Below are 19,742 nucleotides of genomic sequence, written 5' to 3' on the forward strand. Positions count from 1 at the left end.
CCATCCGGGTTCAAGAGGGAGGCGATAGCGTGACTGCTGTGGACGTCGACATCCGCCGGCAGCGGCTGCTGGACGGCCTGGCCGCCTCGATCACCGAGGGCGGCTTCCGCGACACGACGGTCGCCGACGTCGTCCGCCGCGCGCGCACGTCCCGCCGGACGTTCTACGAGCACTTCTCGAGTCGTGAAGAGTGCCTGATCGCGCTGCTGGCGGACGCGAACCGCGCGATGATCCAGCAGATCTCCGACGCCGTCGACCCGGACGCGCCGTGGGCGCACCAGGTGCGTCAGGCGATCGAGGCGTGGATCGCGTGCGCGGAGTCGGAGCCGGAGATCACGCTGAGCTGGATCCGCGACGTCCCGGCCCTGGGCGCGCCGGCCCGCGACTTGCAGCGCGACGCGATGGAGGGGTTCATCGCGATGACACAGAAGCTGACGGACACACCGGCATTGCGCGCGGCGGGCATCAGCCCCCCATCCCGCCAGACGGCGATCATCCTGCTGGGCGGATTGCGCGAGCTGATCGCGACGACCGTGGAGGACGGCGGGCGAGCCGGTGACGTCACCGAGGTCGCGGTACGGGCGTCGATCGCCCTGCTCGGCCCGGCCTGAACCCGGTCAGAGTGCGGGCTTGAGGACCTCCCGGCACCAGGTCCGGAAGCTCGTCGGCGCGATCGTCGCCTTCGCCCAGTCGGCGTCGTAGATGCCCTCGTCCTGGGCGGCGAACATCGCGACCGCGTCGTCGACCACCCGTTCGCTCGCGCCGTGCGATCGGCGCATCGCGGCGAAGTCGGCCAGGGCGATGCGGTCGTAGCGGACCGGCCGGCCGAGTTCCTCGCTCAGCACCCCGGCCATGCCGTCCGGGGTGAGCCGGTCGGGGCCGAAGACGGGAACATCCGCGCGAGCGGTCCAGGAAAGGTCGGCCAGCAGGTCGGCGGCGGTGGCGGCGATGTCCCGCGTCGCGATCGTGGCCAGGGGCTGGTCGCCGGCGCAGGTCAGGGAGAACGTGCCCCGCTCGCGGATCGCGGCGAGCTGGCCGAGCAGGTTCTCCATGTAGAAGGGCGGGGACACCGCGCGGTAGGCCGCACCGGACTCCTGGAGTTCCGCGTCCATGGCGAAGGCCGCGGAGAGGACGCCGGCCGGCTTGGCCCAGCCGTGGCCGGCACTGCTCACGGCGACGACGTGACGGACGCCGTGGCGGCGGACGGCCTCGCTTCCGGCGCGGGCGAAGGTCAGGTAGTGCTCCTCGGCGCTCGCCGCGGCGGGGTTCGGCGGCACGAGCCAGAACAGCGCGGTGGCTCCGGGCAGCGCCGCATCGAGCACCGCCGGGTCGTCGTGGGATCCCTCGACCACGCCGACCCGTTCGCGGACGTCGTCGTCCAGGCGGGCGGCGTCCCGGACGACGACCTTGACGCCGGTGCCCCCGGCGAGCAGGTGCCGGACGAGCCGGCGGCCGACCTGTCCGGTCGGGGTGGTCACGACGATCAGGAGAGCTCCTAAGATGAAGGTGAATTCCGGTTCCGAATATAGTCCGGAAATCCCCGCGGTCAAGTACGCTGGGGCGACCATGACCGCTTCCCGACGTGTCCTGCGCGCCGATGCCCGGCGCAACCGCGACGCCATCCTCGACGCCGCCGGCGAACTGTTCGCCCAGCGGGGCGACGCCGTGCAGATGGAGGAGATCGCCGACCGCGCCGGGCTGGGCGTCGGCACCCTGTACCGGCACTTCGCCGACAAGCACGCACTGCGTGCGGCGATCATCGGCCGCCGGTTCGAGCAGATGACCTTCCTCGCCCAGGCCGCCGAGGAAGCCGACGACCCGTGGGTCGCGTTCGAGTCGCTGCTCTACGGCTACCTGGAAGCGGCGGAACCCGACGCCGCGTTCCGGTTCGCCCTCCTCGGACCGGAAGAACCGAGCTGGGCCGACATCGAAGAGCAGAAGGTGGCGTTCTCGGCGAGCGTCGGGCGCATCGTGCGACGCGCGGTCGAAGCCGGCCGGCTGCGAGCGGACTTCGGCCCCGGGGACTTCGTCCTCGTCACCCGCGCGGCCATGGCCAACATGCCCGGCGACGGCCGCTGGCGCCGGCTGATCGACCTGCAGCTGGGCGGAATCCGCGCCGGAACACGCGGCTGAGGGCGCGGCACCGGGTGCCGCGCCCTCAGCCGGTGCCCGCTGGTTACGCGTCCAGGTCGCGCGCGATCAGCTCGGCCAGGGCGTCGACCGACGCCTGGGCGTGGTCGCCTTCGGCGGTCAGCTCCACCTCGTCGCCGAACGCCGCGCCCAGGGTCATCAACCCCAGGACGCTGGCGGCGTCGACCGGGTCTCCGGCCACTCCGCCGGTGATCTTCGCGATCCGGACCTTCACGGCCTGCTCGGCCGCCGTGCGAGCGACCAGGCCCGCGGGCCGGGCGTGCAGCCCGACGCTGCTGGCGACGAGCGTTCGGCGTTGGTACACAGTGGACTCCTTCACGCGTTGACAGCCTGGGTGGGGACGGCGGCGGTGCGCTCGGCCGCGCGGAAGCGCACCTGCTTGAGCGCGACCACCGAGCCGGCGGCGACCAGCGTCCCGGCGATCAGCGCCACCAGGAACAGCAGCGGGCTGCCGATCAGCGGGAGCACGAAGATGCCGCCGTGCGGGGCGCGCAGCGTCGCGCCGAACGCCATCGACAGCGAGCCCGTCACCGCCGAGCCGAGCATGATCGACGGGATCACCCGGAACGGGTCCGCCGCCGCGAACGGGATCGCGCCCTCGGTGATGAACGACGCGCCCAGCAGCCAGGCCGCGCGGCCGTTCTCGCGCTCGGCCTCGGTGAACAGCTTCTTCCGGACCGCCGACGCGAGCGCGAGGGCCAGCGGCGGCACCATCCCGGCCGCCATCACCGCGGCCATGATCTGCAGCGACCCGGTCGCGCCGGTCGTCAGCCCGCCGACCGCGAAGGCGTACGCCGCCTTGTTGACCGGGCCACCCATGTCGAACGCCATCATCAGGCCGAGCAGCGCGCCCAGCAGCACCGCGCTGGCGCCACTGAGGCTGTTGAGCCAGTTCGTCAGCCCGCTCGTCGCGGCCGCCATCGGCTTGCCGACCACGACGTACATCAGCACACCGACCACAATGGACCCGAGCAGCGGGTACACGACCACCGGCATGATCCCGCGCATCGCCTTCGGCACGCGGATCTTCTTCAGCCACAGCACGACTCCACCGGCCAGCAGACCGGCGACGAGGCCGCCCAGGAAGCCCGCGCCGACGGTGACGGCGATCGCGCCGCCCACGAAACCGGGGGCGATGGCCGGGCGGTCGGCCATCGCGAACGCGATGAACCCGGCCAGCACCGGCACCAGGAAGTCGAACGCGGCGCTGCCGATCTGGAACATCAGCGCGGCCCAGCCGGCGACCGACCCCGCGTCGAAGTGCTCGGTGACCTTCGGCGCGTCGACGATCTTGTAGCCGCCCAAGGCGAAGCTCAACGCGATCAGCAACCCGCCCGCCGCGACGAACGGGATCAGGTAGCTGACCCCGGTCATCAGCCACTGGCGGACCTTCGTTCCGGCCTTGTCGTTCGCGCCGACCTTCGACGTCAGCTCCGGAGCGGCGGCGGGTGCGACGGGCTCGCGCGCGGCGGCCTTCGCGCGTTCGAACAACCCGGCCGCGTCGTTGATCGCGGCCTTGACCGGCGCCTCGACGATCGGTTTGCCGGCGAAGCGGTCCCGGCCCTGCACGGCGAGGTCCGCGGCGAAGATGACGGCGTCCGCGCTCGCGATGTCCTCAGTGGACAGTGGCTCCGAACCGGCGGAACCCTGCGTCTCGACGACGATCGTGTCGCCGTTGGCCTTCGCGGTCTGCTCCAGCGATTCGGCGGCCATGTAGGTGTGCGCGATGCCGGTCGGGCACGCGGTGATGGCGACGAACTTCATGGTCAGGACACCTCCTGGCGGATGTACGAGGCGACGGCGCCGGCGTCGGTGGCGGCCAGCAGGTGCTGCTTGAACTCCGCCCGGACGAGCCGCCGGGCGAGGGCTGCCAGCACCTTGAGGTGGTCACTGCCGCCGCCTTCCGGCGCGGCGATGAGGAAGATCAGCGTCGCCGGGCCGTCCGGCGCGCCGAAGTCGACACCCGCGGCGCTGCGGCCGAACGCCAGCGTCGGCGCGGTGACCGCGGCCGAGCGGCAGTGCGGGATGCCGATCCCGCCTTCGAGCCCGGTGGCCATCTGCTCCTCGCGGGCGGCGACGTCCTCGAGGAACAGGTCCAGGTCGGTCACCCGCCCGGCGTCGACGAGCCGCCGCGCGAGCGCGCGGGTGGCGCCCGCCTTGTCGGTGGCGTCGAGGCCGAGGTCGACCAGGTCGGCGGTGATCAGGTCTGCGGTGGTCATGCGGCGGCTCCGCTGAGGGTGAGGGTGGGGTCGGCGTCGAGCACGCGCACCTGGTCCGGGTGCACGTCGTGGGGGGTGGGCATGCGGCTGCCCTCCTGCGTGACCGCGGCGGTGCCGTAGGCGACCGCGGTCCGCAGGGCTCGGGGGCCGGTCCCTCCCGCGTGGAGGAACCCGGCGAGTGCGGCGTCTCCGGCGCCGACGGTGCTGCGCACGGCGACGAGCGGGCCGAGCGCGTGGCAGGTTTCGGTGTCGCCGACCAGGACCGCGCCGCGCGCACCCAGGCTGACCAGCACGGTGCCGACGCCCCCGGCGATCAGCTCGCGGCAGAAGGCGACGACGTCGCCGAGCAGCGGCAGCGGGTGGCCGGCGAGCTCGACCAGCTCGTCGAGGTTCGGTTTCAGCAGGTCCGGCCCGCCCGCGCAGGCCGCGGCGAGCGGTGCGCCGGAGGAGTCGACGGCGACCTTCGCGCCGGCGTCGCGGGCGAGCTTCGTCAGGCGCGCGTAGAAGTCGTCGGGCACGCCGGCGGGGAGGCTTCCGCAGCACACCAGCCATTCGCCCCGCGCGGCCAGCTCGACGGCCCGGCGTTCGAGCGTGGCCAGCTCGGCGGGGGAGATCTCCGGACCCGGCTCGTTGATCTTCGTCGTGGTCCCGTCGGCTTCGACGAGCGTGATGTTGCTGCGGGTCGTCCCCGCGATCGGCACGGCGACGACCGGGACGCCTTCGGGGGCGAGCAGGTCGGCCAGGCGGTCGCCGACCAGGCCGCCGGCGGGCAGCAGGGCGACGGTCGGGGTCCCGGCGGCGGCCAGCGCGCGGGCGACGTTGACGCCCTTGCCGCCGGGGTCCAGCCGCACGGCCTCGGCCCGGTTGACCTCACCGCGGCGCAGGCCTGCCAGCCGCGCGGTCCGGTCGAGGCTCGGGTTCGGGGTCACGGTGACGATCACGCCAGCACCACCTCCGGGCCCGCCTCTTCCAGTTCGGCCACCGCGCCGGCGTCGAGGCCGCTGTCGGTGACCAGGACGTCGATCTCGGCCAGCCGCGCGAACCGGCTGAGCTGGTCGGTGCCGTACTTGCTGTGGTCGGCCAGCAGGACCCGCTTGCGCGCGGCGGCGACCACCGCGGCCTTCACCGCGGACTCGGCCATGTCCGGGGTCGTGCAGCCGTGCTCGGCGGAAAAGCCGTTGGCGCCCAGGAAAGCGACGTCGACGAGCAGCCCGTCGAGCGCGTGCAGCGTCCAGGCTTCGACGGCGGCCAGCGTCGTCCCGCGCACGCGGCCGCCGAGGATGTGCAGCGTGATGCCCGGGCGGGTGGCGAGGATCGAGGCGACCGGGATCGAGTTGGTGATCACGGTCAGCTCGCGGTCGGTGGGCAGGAGCGTGGCGAGCCGGCTGGTCGTCGTGCCCGCGTCGAGCAGGATCGAGCCGCGGTCGGGGACCTGGTCAAGGGCGGCGCGGGCGATCGCGTCCTTCTCGGCGGCGTTGGTCTGGTCCCGTTGCGCCACTTCGGGTTCGAAGTCGAGCCGCTCGACGGCGACCGCGCCGCCGTAGACGCGGCGGACGACGCCCTGGCGTTCGAGGACGCCGAGGTCGCGGCGGATGGTCTCGGGGGCGACACCGAGTTCGCCGGCGACGTCGTTGACGTCGACCCGGCCGTCGCGACGTGCGCGTTGCGCCAGGAGCTGGTGCCGTTCGGCGGCGTACATGCCCGTTCCTCTCCGATGTTTGCCCGTTGCAGTTTGATTGTGCCCGTTGTTACCGTACTGTCAATCCCCAGTTACGAGATCCTTTGCTCCCGGAGGTCCCGCCATGCAGTTGTCCGGTGTCGGTGTCAGCCCCGGCCGGGTCGCCGGTCCCCGCGTGGTCGTGGCCGCTGACCTGCAAGAACCCGCTTCAACGCCGGCTCCGGACGATCTTTCGGCAGAAGCGGGCAAGATCGGGCCCGCGGCGGAGTCGGTCGCGGCGGCGCTGTCCGATCGTGCCCGTTCCGTGTCCGGAGACGCCCGATCGGTCCTCGAGACGACGGCGGCGATGGCGTCGGACCCGGCCTTGGTCGCGTCCGCTTCGGACCTCGTCCGTACGCGGTCGTTGCCGGCGCCGCGCGCGGTGTGGGAAGCGGCGGGGGAGTTCATGACAGCGTTGCGCGCGGCCGGCGGGTACCTGGCCGAACGCGCCGCCGACGTCGCCGACGTCCGCGACCGGATCGTTGCCGCGCTGCTAGGGGCGGCGCCGCCCGGGGTCCCGGACCTGACGTCGCCGAGCGTCCTGGCGGCGCGCGACCTCGCGCCGGCCGACACCGCGGGCCTCGACCCGGACCTCGTGCTCGCGCTGGTGACGGAGGAAGGCGGGCCGACGAGCCACACGGCGATCCTGGCGCGGGCACTGGGCATCCCGGCGGTCGTCGCGTGCGCCGGCGTCCTCGACCTGCCCGGCCCCGGCCTGGTGGTCGACGGTTCCGCGGGCACGGTTTCCCCGTCCGGCGGCGAGGTTTCGGCACCGGCGCGAGCCGCGCGTGCGTCGTGGGACGGCGTCGGGCGGCTCGCCGACGGCCACCGCGTGAAGCTGCTGGCCAACGTCGGTTCACCCGCCGACGCCCGGGCGGCTGTCGCCGCGGGAGCCGAGGGAATCGGCCTGTTCCGCACGGAGTTCTGCTACCTGTCGGCGAACGCCGAGCCGGGTGAGGCCGAGCAGCGGGCGGCGTACGCCGAAGTGCTGGCGCCGTTCGCCGGGAAGCCGGTGGTGGTCCGGACCTTGGACGCGGGCTCCGACAAGCCCCTCGCGTTCCTGCCGATGGGCGCGGAACCGAACCCGGCGCTGGGCGTGCGTGGCCTGCGGGTCGCGTTCGACCGGCCGGAACTGCTGGATCGTCAGCTGTCGGCGATCGTGGCGGCGGCGTCCGACGCGGGAGTCGAGCTGTCGGTGATGGCCCCGATGGTGGCGACGGCTTCGGAGGCGGCTTGGTTCGCCGCGCGGGCCCGCGCGGCGGGGATTCCCCGCGTGGGCGTGATGATCGAGATCCCCGCCGCGGCGTTGTGCGCGGAGTCGATCCTCGCCGAGGTCGACTTCGTGTCCTTGGGCACGAACGACCTGGCCCAGTACGTCTTCGCGGCGGACCGCCAGCTCGGCGCCGTGGCGTCGCTCAACGATCCGCATCAGCCGGCGTTGCTGCGGTTGGTGGGAATGGTGGCCGCGGCGGGCGCGGAGGCCGGCAAACCGGTCGGGGTGTGCGGCGAGGCGGCGGCGGACCCGGCGCTGGCGCCGGTGCTGACCGGGCTGGGCGTGACGTCGCTGTCGATGAACGCGGTGGCGCTGGCCGGCGTCGGGGCGGCTTTGCGCCAGGTGGATCTCGCGGGGTGCCGGTCTCAAATTGCGACAGCCGCGCGGCTTTCGCGGTTCTAGCGTCGAAGGCGGCCGAGCCCGGCCACCGGAGCCGGGCGGTGCGACGGAGGCGACGATGAAGGCGCTGGTCTACCACGGTCCGGGTGCGAAGGCTTGGGAAGACGTCCCGGACGCCGTCGTCGAAGAGCCGACCGACGTGGTCGTGCGCGTCGACACGACCACGATCTGCGGCACCGACCTGCACATCCTGCAGGGCGACGTCGCCGCGGTCACCGACGGCCGGATCCTCGGGCACGAAGCGGTCGGCACGGTGACGGCGGTCGGGGACGCGGTGCGGGCATTCGCGGTGGGGGACCGCGTTCTGGTGCCGGCGATCACCCAGTGCGGACGCTGCGAATACTGCGGACGCGGGATGCCTTCGCACTGCCAGACGGTCGGCGGGATCGGCTGGATCTTCGGGCACCTCATCGACGGCACGCAGGCTGAACTCGTGCGGGTGCCGTACGCGGACACGTCGTTGTACGCGGTGCCGCCGGAAGTCACCGACGAGCAGGCGATCTTCCTGGCCGACTCGTTGCCGACGGGCTACGAGGTCGGCGTCCTGGCCGGCCGCGTCCGCCCGGGCGACGCGGTGGCGGTGGTCGGCGCCGGCGCGGTCGGCCTGGCGGCGATCCTGACCACGGGCCTGTGGGGCGCGGCGAAGGTGATCGCGGTGGACTCCGACAAGTTCCGCCTGGAGAAGGCCCTGGAGTTCGGCGCGACGGACGCGTTCGAGGCGGGTCCCGGCCTGCTCGAGGACGTCCGGTCGCTGACCGACGGCTTGGGCGTGGACGTGGCGATCGAGGCGGTCGGCTACCCGGAGACGCTGCGGACGGCGGCGTCCCTGGTCCGCCCGGGCGGCCACATCGCGAACATCGGCGTCCACGGGGTGCCGGTCGAGCTGCCGATGCAGGAGCTGTGGATCCAGAACGTCACCCTGACGATGGGCCTGGTGGACACGGTGTCGATCCCGACGCTGCTGAAGATGGTGGCCTCGGGCCGCATCCCGGCCGAGCGCATGGGCACCCACCGGTTCACGTTCGCCGAAATGGCCGAGGCGTACGAGGTGTTCGGCAACGCGGCCGCGAACTCGGCGCTGAAGGTGGTCATCACGCCTTAGGTGACGACCGGATCCCCGAGGCCCAGCTCGGGCGGCCGTCCCCGCCTGCTTACGACGACGGCGGCGGACCCGAAGGGCGAGGCGGGCACCCCGGGCCGGGACATTTCGAGCCGCAGCACCCGGGCACCGGTGACGTCGAGGTCGATGGTCGCCGGCTTCCCGGCGGCGACCTCGTGTTCCGACCGGGGCCTGCCGTCGAGGAGCACGCGGAAGCGGCCGACTTGAAACGGATCGCGGGCATCGTCGAGCACCCCGGCGACGGTGGTGAACCGCTGGTAGTGGCCACCCAGGTCGAGTTCGACGAAGCCGGGCCCGGTGGCGGTGGGCGTGGTGGGGCGCAGGACGATGCCGTGTTCGTAGTGGGTGCCGTCGATGGACGCGGCATCGCGGCGCACGCCTTGGCTGGCGCAGGCCCAGGGCAGCTCGCCGGCTCGCACCGGCTCGCGGTCCCGTGCCCCGCCACCGCGCCACACCCCGCGGCGGGGCATCGGGTACTGCCCCTGCCCGGTGATCGCGGCGAGCAGATCGGCGACACCGGCTTCGGTGAACTCCTCGACGTGGTACCGGGTCGTCGAGTGGCCGTTGAGGAACGTGGGGATTTCGTCGACCGAGCGGCCGGGCAGGATGACCGGCAGCACGCGCTCGGTCTCCCGGCGCAGGTCCCGGGTCAGGTTGTTCCGGATGATCGCGGCTTCGAACTGGGCGCCCCGCCCTTCGTGGGGCATCGCCGCGCCGTCCGCGCGGCGCTTGTACTCGGGGGAGGCGATGACGAGGATGAAGTCCGCCCTGTCCAGGTGCTCGACCGCCCACGCCGACCAGTCGCGGCGGATGTTGTCGTACCACGCGTCGAGGTGCACGTCCAAGCCGATGGTCGCGCGCAGGAACGCCGCGAACCGCCCGACGAGTTCCTTGTGCTCCGGGGTGTCGTGCGAATAGGTGACGAACACCCGGGGTACCTCGCGGTCGGACATCATCTCGCTCCTCGGGTATTCCGGAAACGATTCTCGGCATCGTCCCCCGTGTTCGCCTGTCATATATCGACGGCTCGGCGCGTTGTCAAGAGCGCGTTTTCCGGTCGCTTTGGGGCGTGGCCAGTTATTGTCCTGGATCTGTCAGGTTTCCCGCCTTCTTCGGTGGCGTGCGGCCGATCTAGGATCGGATCCGCCTGGTGGGGAGCGGTGAAGGAGCGTCGGCACGCGTGTACGAGTACGACGTGTACATCAGCTACCAACGCTCCGGTCACGACGTCCCGTCGTGGGTGCGAAACCATTTCCACCCCCGATTGACCGAGGTGCTCGACAACAACTTCTACCGGGACGTCCGGGTATTCCTGGACGACCGGATCCCCACCGGTTCGAACTGGCCGGCGCAGCTGCGCTCGGCGCTCCAGCGCACCCGCGTGCTGGTCCCGGTCTGCTCGCCGAAGTACTTCAAGGACGAGTGGTGCCTGGCCGAGTGGCACTCGATGGCCAAGCGGGAAGAGCTGACCGGCGAGCACCCGCGGCAGCTGATCTACCCGGTCATCTTCTGCGACTCGTGGAACTTCCCCGACTACGCCAACCAGCGGCGCATGCGTGACCTCCACAAGTGGAGCCAGCCGTTCGAGCACTTCCAGACCGCGCCGGCGTACCTCGACTTCAACGAGCAGATCGGGCACATCGCCAAGGAGCTGGAAGAGCTGATCGAAGGGGCGCCGGACTGGCGTGCCGACTGGCCGGTGCTCACGCCGGCCCCGGAGCCGCCGAAGCGGGCGCGGATGCCGAGGTTCTGACCCATGCCCGGAGCGGTCTTCACCTTCTACTCCTACAAGGGCGGGGTCGGCCGCAGCTTCACGCTGGCCAACATCGCCGTCCTGCTCGCCCGGTGGGGGCACCGGGTGCTCTGCCTGGACTGGGACCTCGAAGCCCCCGGCCTCGCCGACTACTTCCGCGACCGGTTGCCGCGGCGGCCCGACGGCGGCGTGGTCGACCTCGTCGCCGACTTCCGGCAGGGCCGGTTCGCGCCCGAAACACACGCCCTGCGGCTCAAGGACGTCGGTGCGCTCGACTTCATCGCCGCCGGCCGGGAAGAGGACGGCTACGTCGGGCAGGTGCAGGAGATCGACTGGGAAGTCCTCTACGAGGACGGGTTCGGCGAGTACCTCGACAAGTGCCGTGAGCAGTGGGCCGCGAACTACGACTTCGTGCTGATCGACAGCCGGACCGGTATCTCGGACATCGGCGGGATCTGCACGGCGCACCTGCCGGACCACCTCGTCGTGCTGTTCACGGCGAACCGGCAGAGCATCCGCGGTGCGACCGACCTCGCCCGGCGCGCGGACGCGGCGCGCAACCTCCTGCCCTTCGACCGCGCCAGGTTGACGGTCCTGCCGGTGCTGTCGCGGTTCGACAACCGGGAGGAGTACGACCGGTCGGAGACGTGGCGCCGGATCGTCGTCGACGAGACGGCCGAGCTGTACCGGACGTGGCTCGACCAGACCGTCGAGCCGGCGACGATGGCCCGTCACCTCACGCTGCCGTACGTGTCGTACTGGAGTTTCGGCGAGCAGCTGCCGGTGCTGTCGGAACAGACGCCGAGTGCCGACCAGATCGGGTTCGCGCTCGAGACGGTCGCGGCGGTGATCGCCTGCCGGCTCGACCGGACCGACCTGCTGGCCGAGAACCGCGACGCCTACGTGGCCGCCGTGCGGGCGAGGCGGCAGGAGTTCCGGCACGACCTGCGGGTCAGCACCCCGCGGCCGGCCTTCGAAACGGCGACCGAGCTGGTCACCGAGCTGGAGGCGCGCGGCGTCCGCGCGGTGAAGTCGCTGTCGGGCGACCGTTCGCTGCTCGCCCGCGTCGAGGACGACGCGCGGCACCTGTGCCTGGTCGTCGACGGCAAGGTGAGCCGCTGGCAGGCGGCCGAGGTCGAGCTGTTCCTGCACCGCACCCTCGGCCAGGACCGCCGGGTGATCCCGGTCCTGACGCCGGGCACCGAGCCGACGGCGCTGCCGGGGTACGTCGGGAACCTCCGCTACCTGCGGCTGAGCGGCACGCGCGGACCGGCCGAGGTGGCCCGCGACCTGGTCGCCCAGCTGAAGGGGCTGACCCCGCTGGTCGAGGCGGACGACGACGTCGACCTGGCGACGCTGCTCGGGCAGGCCCGCGGAGCCCGGCTGCGCCCGTCCCGCTGGGACCTGGTCGACGAGCTGGTGACGGCCCTGCAACCGGCGGTCGGCGCGGGCGACGCCGACCGCACCCGCGACCTGGCGACCGACCTGGCGGTGGCGATCAAGCCCCGCCCCCCGAACGGCGACACCCACCTCGCGGCGCCGGTGAAGCTCCGCCGCTCGATCGACTGGCTCCTGAGCATCCTCGAAGCCCGCGCCCGGACCACGACGAAACCGAACCACCGGAAGGATCTCGGATGACCGACCGCTTGGGACACAAGCAGACCGCGGCGATGTTCACGCTGATGGTGCTGGGCCGCGAGGTGCCCAACCAGGAACTGCAGGAGGTCGTGGGGTTCACGCTCACCGGCAAGGACCGGACGAACCTGAACACCCTGGGGTACGTGGAGAGCGAGCCGACCGGGCCGAGGAAGAGTTTCGTGCACGTGTTGAGCGACAGCGGCTGGGCGTGGTGCGAGAAGGAGCTCGCCGCCGGGGATCCGCCTCCGCCCCGAGGGCAGAGCACGTTGGCGTCGGCCCTGTACGTGCTGCTGGGGGGCCTGAACGAGTACCTCGCGCGGGAGAACAAGCGGCTGTCCCACGTCTTCGGGCCGGCCGAGGCACCGACCGTCGAAGCGACACCGGCCGGCGACCTCGAAGACCGCATCCGGGTCGCATACCGGGAGCTCGTCAAGGAGCCGCGTGGCTGGGTCGGGCTGGTGGACCTGCGCCCGAAGCTCGGCGCCCCCGCGGCGGAGGTCGATGCCGTGCTCAAGAAGCTGAGCAGCGCGGGCAAGGTGCACCTCGTCCCGGAGGACAACCGCAAGGCGCTCACCGCGGCCGACCACGAGGCGGCCATCCGCATCGGCGGTGAGGACAACCACTTCGTCTCCTTCGAGGCGTCATGATGGACGAACTCAAGGCACTGGCGACCCTGAGCTTCGACTGGGCGGACACCCCCGACCACGTCTGGCGGGACTCGCCCTACCACGTGGACGGCCTGCACGCCGACGCGCTCGCCGCCCTGGACACGGGGATCCGCGATGCCGTGGCCAGCGACGGACCCAGCCCGATCGGTCTCGTCATGCGCGGGCTGAAGGGGGTCGGCAAGACCCATTTGCTCGGTCTCGTCCGGCGGCAGGTCCACCGCGCGCGGGGGTACTTCTTCCTCGATGACGTCACCGCGGCCGAAGCGTTCTGGGAGAACACCGCGGAGGCGCTGCGCCGCGGGCTGGCCCGCCCGGACGATTCGGGCGAGTCGCAGCTGAAAAGCTTCCTGCTCCGCGTTTGCCTGCGCGCCCAGGTCAGCGCCGAGGTCACGGCGACGATCCGGCGCGGCCGCGGACTGACCGCGGCCGATGTCGAGGCGTTCGTGGACGGGGTGGCGACGCTCGACGAAATGGTCGCCGACGAGTGCGGGGACACCGCCCGCGCGCTCGTGCTCATCGCGAGCCGGGACCGCAGCGCGAAGTACATCGGCGAGGACTTCCTCGACGGCGACACCGAGCTGACCTCCGAAGCCCGTGAGTGGAACATCTACTCCCGGCCGAAACCCTCACGGGTCCTCGTGCAGGAGATCACCCGGCTGCTCGCCCTCACCGGGCCGGTCGTGATCGCGGTCGACCAGCTCGACACCCTTGTCGCGCGCTCGAAGCAGGGCATGCTGGGCGAAGGCGTCGGGGACGATCCCCTGGTGGCGCAGATCGCCGACGGGCTCATGGGGTTGCGGGAGGTCACCCACAAGACCCTGACCGTGCTGGCCTGCCTGCCGTCCACCTGGGAGCAGATCAAGTCGAAGGCGGCGGGCACCGTCCCCGACCGCTTCCGGGAATCGTTGATGCTGGGCCGGATCGTCGATGCCGAGGTCGGCCGGGCGCTGGTGGCGAAACGGCTCGGAGTGGCCTACCAGGCCATGGAGTTCACGCCGCCGCACCCGACCTGGCCCGTCGCGCCCACGGCGTTCGACGAACCCTGGGAGCAGTGGACTCCGCGGGAGCTGCTGAAGCGCATCGGTGCGCACATCGACGCGTGCCTGCGTGCCGGCCAGGTTCGTGAGCTCTTGTCCTTCGACGAGAAGGCCGTCGTGCCGGTCGCGCCCGTGCGGACCGCGGTCGAGAGCGACCGCTTCGCCGATCTCGACGCCGAGTTCGAAAAGCTGCAGGCGGAAGCGGAGCCCGAGAAGCTGCTCGCCGAAAAGACCGTGGACAAGGCCATGCCCGACCTGCTCTCGGCGGCCCTGCGCTGCTGGGTCACCGAAGTCGGGGACGACGACATGGAGTGGTCGTGCGAGCGCCAGAACGGGCGCACCGAGGTGCACGCCTGGCTCACGCGCACCCTCGATGAGGCCGCGGACCTGCAGGAGCACTGGGCGTTCCGGGTGATCGCGGCCCGGGATCCGCGAGCCGCGCTGAGCCGCTTCCGCAAGGCCCGGTCCGCCGCGGGGCAGTTGCAGGGTGCGGACAACCGACACCTCGTCATCCTCCGGGACGCGTGGGGCCGCGGGGCCAAGACCCGGGAAGAGGTCGCGAAGTTCACGACCGCGGGCGGCCGGACGATCCCGCCGAGCCCGTCCGACGTGAAGACCTTCTGGGCGTTGCAGAAGATGCTCGGCAACGGCGGCCGCGAACTGCACGAGTGGCTGATCGACCGCCGCCCGGCGAGCCGGTCCGAGCTGCTCTCCGCCGTCCTGCCGGAGAAGCCGTCGGGGCAGCCCTCCGAAGGGACCCACCCGCCGCCCGCCGAAGGGGAAATCACCCTCGGAACCGTCGTCGGCTCCGGGGAACCCGTGCGGGTCGAACTCTCCGCCCTCCGCAAGCACGCCGCCGTCTTCGCGGGGTCCGGTTCCGGGAAAACCGTGCTGCTGCGACGGATCGTCGAAGAGTGCGCCCTCCTCGGTGTCTCCGCCATCGTCCTCGATCCGAACAACGACCTCGCCCGGCTCGGCGACCCCTGGCCCGCCCCGCCGGACGGCTGGGGCCCCGACGACGCCCAGCTCGCCAAGCGGTACCTCGCCGAGACCGACGTCGTCGTCTGGACGCCTGGGCGCGCCACCGGACGGCCGCTCGCCTTCCAGCCGCTGCCGGACTTCGCCGGCGTTCTCGACGACTCCGACGAGTTCGGCGCCGCCGTCGAGGTGGCTGTCGCGACGCTCGCGCCGCAAGCCCGGCTCACCGGGAGCACCGCCAAGACGAACATCGGGCTCGCCGTGCTGCGGCAGGCCGTCGTCCGGCACGCGCGGACCGGGTCGCGCAGCCTGCCCGACCTCATCGAGCTGCTGACCGACCTGCCCGAGGACGTCAGCAACCTCAACGACGCCCCGCGCATCGCGGCCGGCCTGGCCGAGGTGCTCAAGGCGGCGATGGTCAACGACCCCCTCTTCGCCGGCGGTGGCGAGCCCGTCGACCCCGGCGCGCTGCTCACCCCGGCGGAGGGCAAGCGGGCGCGCGTCTCGGTGATCAGCTTCGTCGGCCTGCAGGCGGAGGAACAACGGCAGAACTTCGTCAACCAGCTGCAGATGGAGCTGTTCGCCTGGATCAAGCGCCACCCGGCGGGCGACCGGCCGCTGGGCGCGCTGTTCGTGATGGACGAAGCCCAGACGATGGCCTCGTCCGGCAGTCTGACGGCGAGCACGCGCAGCACGATCGTCCTCGCCTCGCAGGCGCGCAAGTACGGGCTGGGCCTGCTGTTCGCGACCCAGGCGCCGAAGGGGCTGCACAACCAGGTGGTCGGCAACGCGATGACGCAGTTCTTCGGCCGGCTGAACAGCCCGGCGCAGATCGCGGCGGCGAACGAACTGGCGCGGGCCAAGGGAAGTCCCGTCGCGGACATCTCGAGGCTGGAGCGCGCGCAGTTCTACGTGGCGGGCGAGGCGTTCGGGTTCCGCCAGGTGGCGACGCCGCTGTGCCTGTCCCACCACCCGGCGAGCCCCTTGAGACTGGAGGAGGTCCTCGCCCGGGCGCGCGACGAGGCGGAGTAGCGGCCCCGGTGGGGGACCGGGGCCGCCGTCACCTCACGCGTGGCGGAAGCACAGCGTCCCCCACTGGAAGCCCGCCCCGATCGACGACATCACGTACGTGTCGCCGGGACGCACCTCGCCGGCCGCGAAGCGGGCGTGCAACACCGTGAACACGCCTGCCGATCCCGTGTTGCCCAACGTGTCCACTGTGACCGGTGCCCGGGTGCGGTCGATGCCGAGCTTGTCCAGGGCCGCCGTGATGATGTTCAGGTTCGCCTGGTGCAGGAAGAAGTGCGTGACCTCCTCCACCGGCACGCCGGCCTCGTCGGTCGCGCGCAGGATGCTGTCCGGCAGGCACCTCGTCGCCGTTTCCCACACCGCGCGGCCGTTCATCTTCAGGTACGAGCCGGGCGCCGGGATCTCGACGTCGTAGGACAGCTCGGCGCCGAAGTCCCAGCCCAGCAGGCCGCCCTGCGGGGACGCCGCGCGCGTGAGGACCGCCGCGCCCGCCGCGTCGCCGAAGAACACCCTCGTCGTGCGGTCCGCCGGGTCCGTCACGCGGGACGCGCAGTCGGCCGCCAGGACCAGGACCGTCCGGGCCGCCGACGTCTGCAGCAGGTGCGCGGCCAGGAACAGCGCCTGGACGCCGTTGGCGCACGCCGCCTGCGTGACGTCCAGCGTGAGCGCGCGATCCGCGCCGAGCAACTCCTTCACGATCAGGGCCGTCGACGGCAGCGGCTGGTCGTAGGTGTACGTGCCGACGATGATGGCGTCGACGTCGCGGGCCGTCAGCCCGGCGGCCGCCAGCGCCGGGCGGGCCGCCGCCGCGCACATGTCCGATGTCGAGCGGTCCGGCGCCAGCCGGCGCCGGACGCGGATGCCGGTGCGGCTGACGATCCACTCGTCCGAAGTGTCCAGTGTGGACGCCAGCTCGGCGTTGGTCACGACCTCCGGCGGCAGGTGGACGCCGGTGCCCGCGATCGCCACGGGAACGGACAGCGCGCTCACCGGACACCGCCGGCGTAGACGTCGCGCGAGGGGTGCAGCTGCTCGCCGAGGTCGGTGTAGAACCGGCCGGACGCGCAGGGCTCGCCGAGCAGGACGCGCCGGGCCGCCTCGCCGCAGAGCGCGCCCCCGAGCGCGACGCCGGACGCCAATTGCGGCCAGCTGCTGAGCGTGCGGCCCAGCTCGCCGAACGACGCGGCCAGCTCCGGGCTGATCCGCCCGGCGTCGACCATCGCGAGGATGAGGTCCACCTTGTCCCGAGGCGCGAGGTCGAGCAGGTCGACGGACTTCACGTCGCCGAGCAGCCCGTGCAGCAGCGGCCGGTCGGGCTCGTGGTCGAACCGTTCGACGTCGAGCATGCCGCGGTCGTTGCAGTCCATCACGACCGGGATGCCGAGGTCGCGCGCGTGCTCGCGGGCGGCGATCTTCACCCACGGCGTGTCGCACTCCTCGACGAGCAGGTCGATCCCGCCGCGGAAGAAGTCCTCGATGGTGTCGGGGTTCAGGCCGTCGCGCTGGATCTCGATGTCCAGGTACGGGTCGATCTCGAACATCTGGCGTGCCGACAGCACCGTCTTGTTGACGCCGAGGTCGTGCACCCCGGCGCGCAGCCGGTTGAGGTTCGACAGCCCGAAGGCGTCGAAGTCGGCCAGCCTGAACGCGCCGCCGATGCCCTCGAGCGCGAACGTCAGCGCCGCGCTGTTGCCGACCGACAGGCCGATGACCCCGATGCGCTTGCCGAACAGCCGGCGCTGGTCCGGGCGCTCGATGCGGCCGCGGTTGCGGTCGGTCCGGACGAGCCGGAACTCCTCGCGCGGCAGCACGTGCACCAGCCGGCCCGACCACGGGTACCAGGCCCAGGTTCCGTACGTCCACGGCGGAACGCCCGCCAGCTGGTCCTGCTTGAGCCGCTCGATCTCGGCCTCGTCGCGGCACGACGGCTCGCGGCTGCGGACCAGTTCGGTCAGCTGGTCGTCGATCGTGTCGTGGACTTCGCGGACGTCTCCGGACGCCAAGAGCGCGTCCAGCGCGTCGTCCGCGGTGTGGAGCACCGGGCGCCAGACGTCGTGGTCCGGCGGGCCGATCAGGGTGACCGGCGCGGGACGGCGGGTGCGTGCCACGGCGGCCGGCTCGGCGGGCCCGCTCGCGGCGATGACGGGGAACTCGTCGCGCAGCCGGGTGACGAGGTCGTGGTGCCGCCCGCCGCCCTCGTCCGCGCGGTGCAGCAGGATCACGACGTCCTCGGTGTACTGCGGGACGTACCTGCGGGTGCCGCGCACGGGCCGGAACCCGAACCGTTCGTGGAACTTGTCCTGGCCGTCCTTGGTGCCGGACGTGCCGATCATCGCCCGCGCGCCGAGGTGGTGGGCGGCGCCGATCGCCAGCGCGTTGAGGTACAGCCCGAGTCCGAGCTTGCGGGCGCGGTGCTCGACGACGAGCCGGCTGTGCTCGAACACGGCGGCTTCCGGAAGATCCTCGGCGGCGAGCAGGTCCTCGTAGCGGTCGTCGCCGAGGAACTCGCGCGACTGGAAGGGGACGCCGGAGTCCGGTGTGGACAGCCGGATGTACCCCAGCGGCGGCCCGGCGGGGCTGCGGCGGGCGATGAAGTGCCAGGCGCCGAAGTCGAGGGCCTGGTCGTCGGAGTGGGTGCCGTCGGCGCGGCGGAAGGCCGGGCGGCGCCCGTGGTCGAACAGGATCCGCGCGCGGAGTTCGCGGACGGCGTCGAGCGTCGAGCGGTCGCCGGTACCGGGGAACGCGGTGACGTGCCAGTCCGGCGCGGGCGCGCCGGGGTGGTCCAGGTGGGTCAAGTGTCGCCTTTTCTCCAGGAGGTGCGGGCGGAAGCGCCCGTGAGAAGGCCCCGGCCGGAAACGTGGTCCGGACCAGGGCGGGCGGAACGGTAGCAGCGGCCGCCGGCCCCGGCCGGGGACGTGGGAGCGCCGTCGTCGGTGCGGGAAATCCTTTACCCAGGCCGATTCTGACGCCCGGTGATGATTTCGACCCGCCGGTGACGGTGATCGGCGCCGGTTTTGACTCGATGGGGTGGCGGCTCGTTCCGGACAGCGACGGGCGCACGAACGGCTTCATCGCGGATCGCGGCAAGGCTTCACCCCGGCGGGGGAGAGATCATCTCGCGCGGGCTGTCGATCCGGCCGCTTCCCGTTCGACGCACCGGAGTAGCCCACTCGAGGAGGGAGTCCGCGATGACCGGACCGATCAGGCTGTACATGACGACGTCGCTCGACGGTTTCGTGGCCGGGCCGGACGACCGGCCGGGCCAGGAGATGGGCCGCGGCGGCTTCCGGTTGTTCGACTGGCTGGACGACCGCCAGGGTTCCGGGCCGAGCGCGCGGATCTTCGCCGAGGCGATGGCCACGGGCGCGCTGATCTCCGGCCGGCGGACGTTCGAGCTGGCCGGCCGCTGGGGCGGCGACCACCACGACGGCGTCCCGATCCACGTGCTGACCCACCACGTTGACCCGTCCGACACCCCGCCGGGCAGCGCCCGGTTCTACACGGACGTGGTGGCGTGCGCGGAAGAGGCCCGCGCGGCGGCGGGCGGTCGCGCGGTCATGGTGCACGGCGCGGGTGCCGCGCAGGCGCTGCTGAAGGCGGGGCTGCTGGACGAGCTGGAACTGCACGTGGTCCCGGTGCTGCTCGGCGGCGGCCGCCGGTTGTTCGGGGCGGGGGAGCAGGTTGAGCTGGAGCTCGTCCGGCAGCTCACCGACCGCGATGTGCTGCACCTGCGGTACACCGTGCGCCGGTGAGGGGCCTG

The 19,742-nt window shown here is 72.3% G+C and carries 18 protein-coding genes; 9 read left to right on the forward strand and 9 right to left on the reverse strand.

Annotated features, from left to right (window positions below; translation table 11 throughout):
* Positions 1-29: 29 nt before the first annotated feature.
* Positions 30-611: a TetR/AcrR family transcriptional regulator gene (locus BLV96_RS04350; protein WP_086672966.1), complete on the forward strand. Its 582-nt coding sequence runs from the start codon at positions 30-32 to the stop codon at positions 609-611.
* A gap of 6 nt (positions 612-617) precedes the next feature.
* Here BLV96_RS04350 and BLV96_RS04355 read toward each other — a convergent pair whose 3' ends face one another.
* On the reverse strand, positions 618-1,478 hold the full coding sequence (locus BLV96_RS04355) for an NAD(P)H-binding protein (protein WP_244180041.1): 861 nt from the start codon (positions 1,476-1,478) through the stop codon (positions 618-620).
* An 88-nt stretch (positions 1,479-1,566) separates the two neighbouring features.
* Here BLV96_RS04355 and BLV96_RS04360 point away from each other — a divergent pair, with 88 nt between their 5' ends.
* On the forward strand, positions 1,567-2,133 hold the full coding sequence (locus BLV96_RS04360; RefSeq protein ID WP_086672964.1) for a TetR/AcrR family transcriptional regulator: 567 nt from the start codon (positions 1,567-1,569) through the stop codon (positions 2,131-2,133).
* Between the two features lie 43 nt (positions 2,134-2,176).
* Here BLV96_RS04360 and BLV96_RS04365 read toward each other — a convergent pair whose 3' ends face one another.
* The 5 genes from BLV96_RS04365 to BLV96_RS04385 are packed head-to-tail and all read right to left on the reverse strand — an operon-like array spanning position 2,177 to position 6,069.
* Positions 2,177-2,455, reverse strand: a complete 279-nt coding sequence (locus BLV96_RS04365) for an HPr family phosphocarrier protein (protein ID WP_086672962.1) — start codon at positions 2,453-2,455, stop codon at positions 2,177-2,179.
* 11 nt (positions 2,456-2,466) lie between these two features.
* A complete protein-coding gene (locus BLV96_RS04370; protein ID WP_086672960.1) occupies positions 2,467-3,915 on the reverse strand; it encodes a PTS fructose transporter subunit IIC in 1,449 nt (482 codons plus the stop codon).
* Between the two features lie 2 nt (positions 3,916-3,917).
* Positions 3,918-4,370 carry a PTS sugar transporter subunit IIA gene (locus BLV96_RS04375; RefSeq protein WP_086672958.1) on the reverse strand — a complete coding sequence of 151 codons (453 nt, stop codon included), beginning with the start codon at positions 4,368-4,370 and terminating at the stop codon, positions 3,918-3,920.
* A complete protein-coding gene (gene pfkB / locus BLV96_RS04380; protein ID WP_086672956.1) occupies positions 4,367-5,311 on the reverse strand; it encodes a 1-phosphofructokinase in 945 nt (314 codons plus the stop codon). Before pfkB ends, BLV96_RS04375 begins: the two co-directional genes overlap by 4 nt.
* On the reverse strand, positions 5,308-6,069 hold the full coding sequence (locus BLV96_RS04385) for a DeoR/GlpR family DNA-binding transcription regulator (RefSeq protein ID WP_086672954.1): 762 nt from the start codon (positions 6,067-6,069) through the stop codon (positions 5,308-5,310). Before BLV96_RS04385 ends, pfkB begins: the two co-directional genes overlap by 4 nt.
* Positions 6,070-6,172: 103 nt before the next feature.
* Here BLV96_RS04385 and BLV96_RS04390 point away from each other — a divergent pair, with 103 nt between their 5' ends.
* Complete coding sequence (locus BLV96_RS04390; RefSeq protein ID WP_086672951.1) at positions 6,173-7,762, forward strand: phosphoenolpyruvate--protein phosphotransferase; 1,590 nt, start codon at positions 6,173-6,175, stop codon at positions 7,760-7,762.
* A gap of 55 nt (positions 7,763-7,817) precedes the next feature.
* Positions 7,818-8,861 carry an alcohol dehydrogenase catalytic domain-containing protein gene (locus tag BLV96_RS04395; RefSeq protein ID WP_086672949.1) on the forward strand — a complete coding sequence of 348 codons (1,044 nt, stop codon included), beginning with the start codon at positions 7,818-7,820 and terminating at the stop codon, positions 8,859-8,861.
* Here the strand turns inward: BLV96_RS04395 and BLV96_RS04400 are convergent.
* Positions 8,858-9,832 (reverse strand): SEFIR domain-containing protein, encoded by a 975-nt coding sequence (locus tag BLV96_RS04400; protein WP_086672996.1) that lies wholly within the window; start codon positions 9,830-9,832, stop codon positions 8,858-8,860. The two genes, BLV96_RS04395 and BLV96_RS04400, sit on opposite strands and share 4 nt — an antisense overlap.
* Before the next feature lie 227 nt (positions 9,833-10,059).
* Here BLV96_RS04400 and BLV96_RS04405 point away from each other — a divergent pair, with 227 nt between their 5' ends.
* The 4 genes from BLV96_RS04405 to BLV96_RS04420 are packed head-to-tail and all read left to right on the forward strand — an operon-like array spanning position 10,060 to position 15,985.
* Positions 10,060-10,632 (forward strand): TIR domain-containing protein, encoded by a 573-nt coding sequence (locus BLV96_RS04405; RefSeq protein WP_086672947.1) that lies wholly within the window; start codon positions 10,060-10,062, stop codon positions 10,630-10,632.
* A 3-nt stretch (positions 10,633-10,635) separates the two neighbouring features.
* Positions 10,636-12,270, forward strand: coding sequence for a KGGVGR-motif variant AAA ATPase (locus tag BLV96_RS04410; protein ID WP_086672945.1), 1,635 nt, complete (start codon positions 10,636-10,638; stop codon positions 12,268-12,270).
* Positions 12,267-12,917 carry a hypothetical protein gene (locus tag BLV96_RS04415; RefSeq protein WP_086672943.1) on the forward strand — a complete coding sequence of 217 codons (651 nt, stop codon included), beginning with the start codon at positions 12,267-12,269 and terminating at the stop codon, positions 12,915-12,917. Before BLV96_RS04410 ends, BLV96_RS04415 begins: the two co-directional genes overlap by 4 nt.
* Positions 12,917-15,985 carry an ATP-binding protein gene (locus BLV96_RS04420; RefSeq protein ID WP_086672941.1) on the forward strand — a complete coding sequence of 1,023 codons (3,069 nt, stop codon included), beginning with the start codon at positions 12,917-12,919 and terminating at the stop codon, positions 15,983-15,985. The genes BLV96_RS04415 and BLV96_RS04420 overlap by 1 nt, the downstream gene beginning before the upstream one ends.
* A gap of 33 nt (positions 15,986-16,018) precedes the next feature.
* Here the strand turns inward: BLV96_RS04420 and BLV96_RS04425 are convergent, their stop codons facing one another.
* Both BLV96_RS04425 and BLV96_RS04430 read right to left on the reverse strand, forming a co-directional pair.
* The gene (locus tag BLV96_RS04425; RefSeq protein ID WP_086672939.1) at positions 16,019-16,972 is read right to left on the reverse strand and encodes a 3-oxoacyl-ACP synthase III family protein; all 954 of its coding nucleotides are present in this window, start codon (positions 16,970-16,972) and stop codon (positions 16,019-16,021) included.
* Positions 16,969-18,777 carry a ThiF family adenylyltransferase gene (locus tag BLV96_RS04430; protein WP_086672937.1) on the reverse strand — a complete coding sequence of 603 codons (1,809 nt, stop codon included), beginning with the start codon at positions 18,775-18,777 and terminating at the stop codon, positions 16,969-16,971. The genes BLV96_RS04425 and BLV96_RS04430 overlap by 4 nt, the downstream gene beginning before the upstream one ends.
* Positions 18,778-19,170: 393 nt before the next feature.
* Between BLV96_RS04430 and BLV96_RS04435 the strand changes: the two genes are divergently transcribed.
* Positions 19,171-19,734: a dihydrofolate reductase family protein gene (locus tag BLV96_RS04435; RefSeq protein WP_086672936.1), complete on the forward strand. Its 564-nt coding sequence runs from the start codon at positions 19,171-19,173 to the stop codon at positions 19,732-19,734.
* Positions 19,735-19,742: the final 8 nt, after the last annotated feature.

The sequence above is a fragment of the Amycolatopsis pretoriensis genome (genome assembly GCF_900107925.1).
Lineage (GTDB): Bacteria > Actinomycetota > Actinomycetes > Mycobacteriales > Pseudonocardiaceae > Amycolatopsis > Amycolatopsis pretoriensis.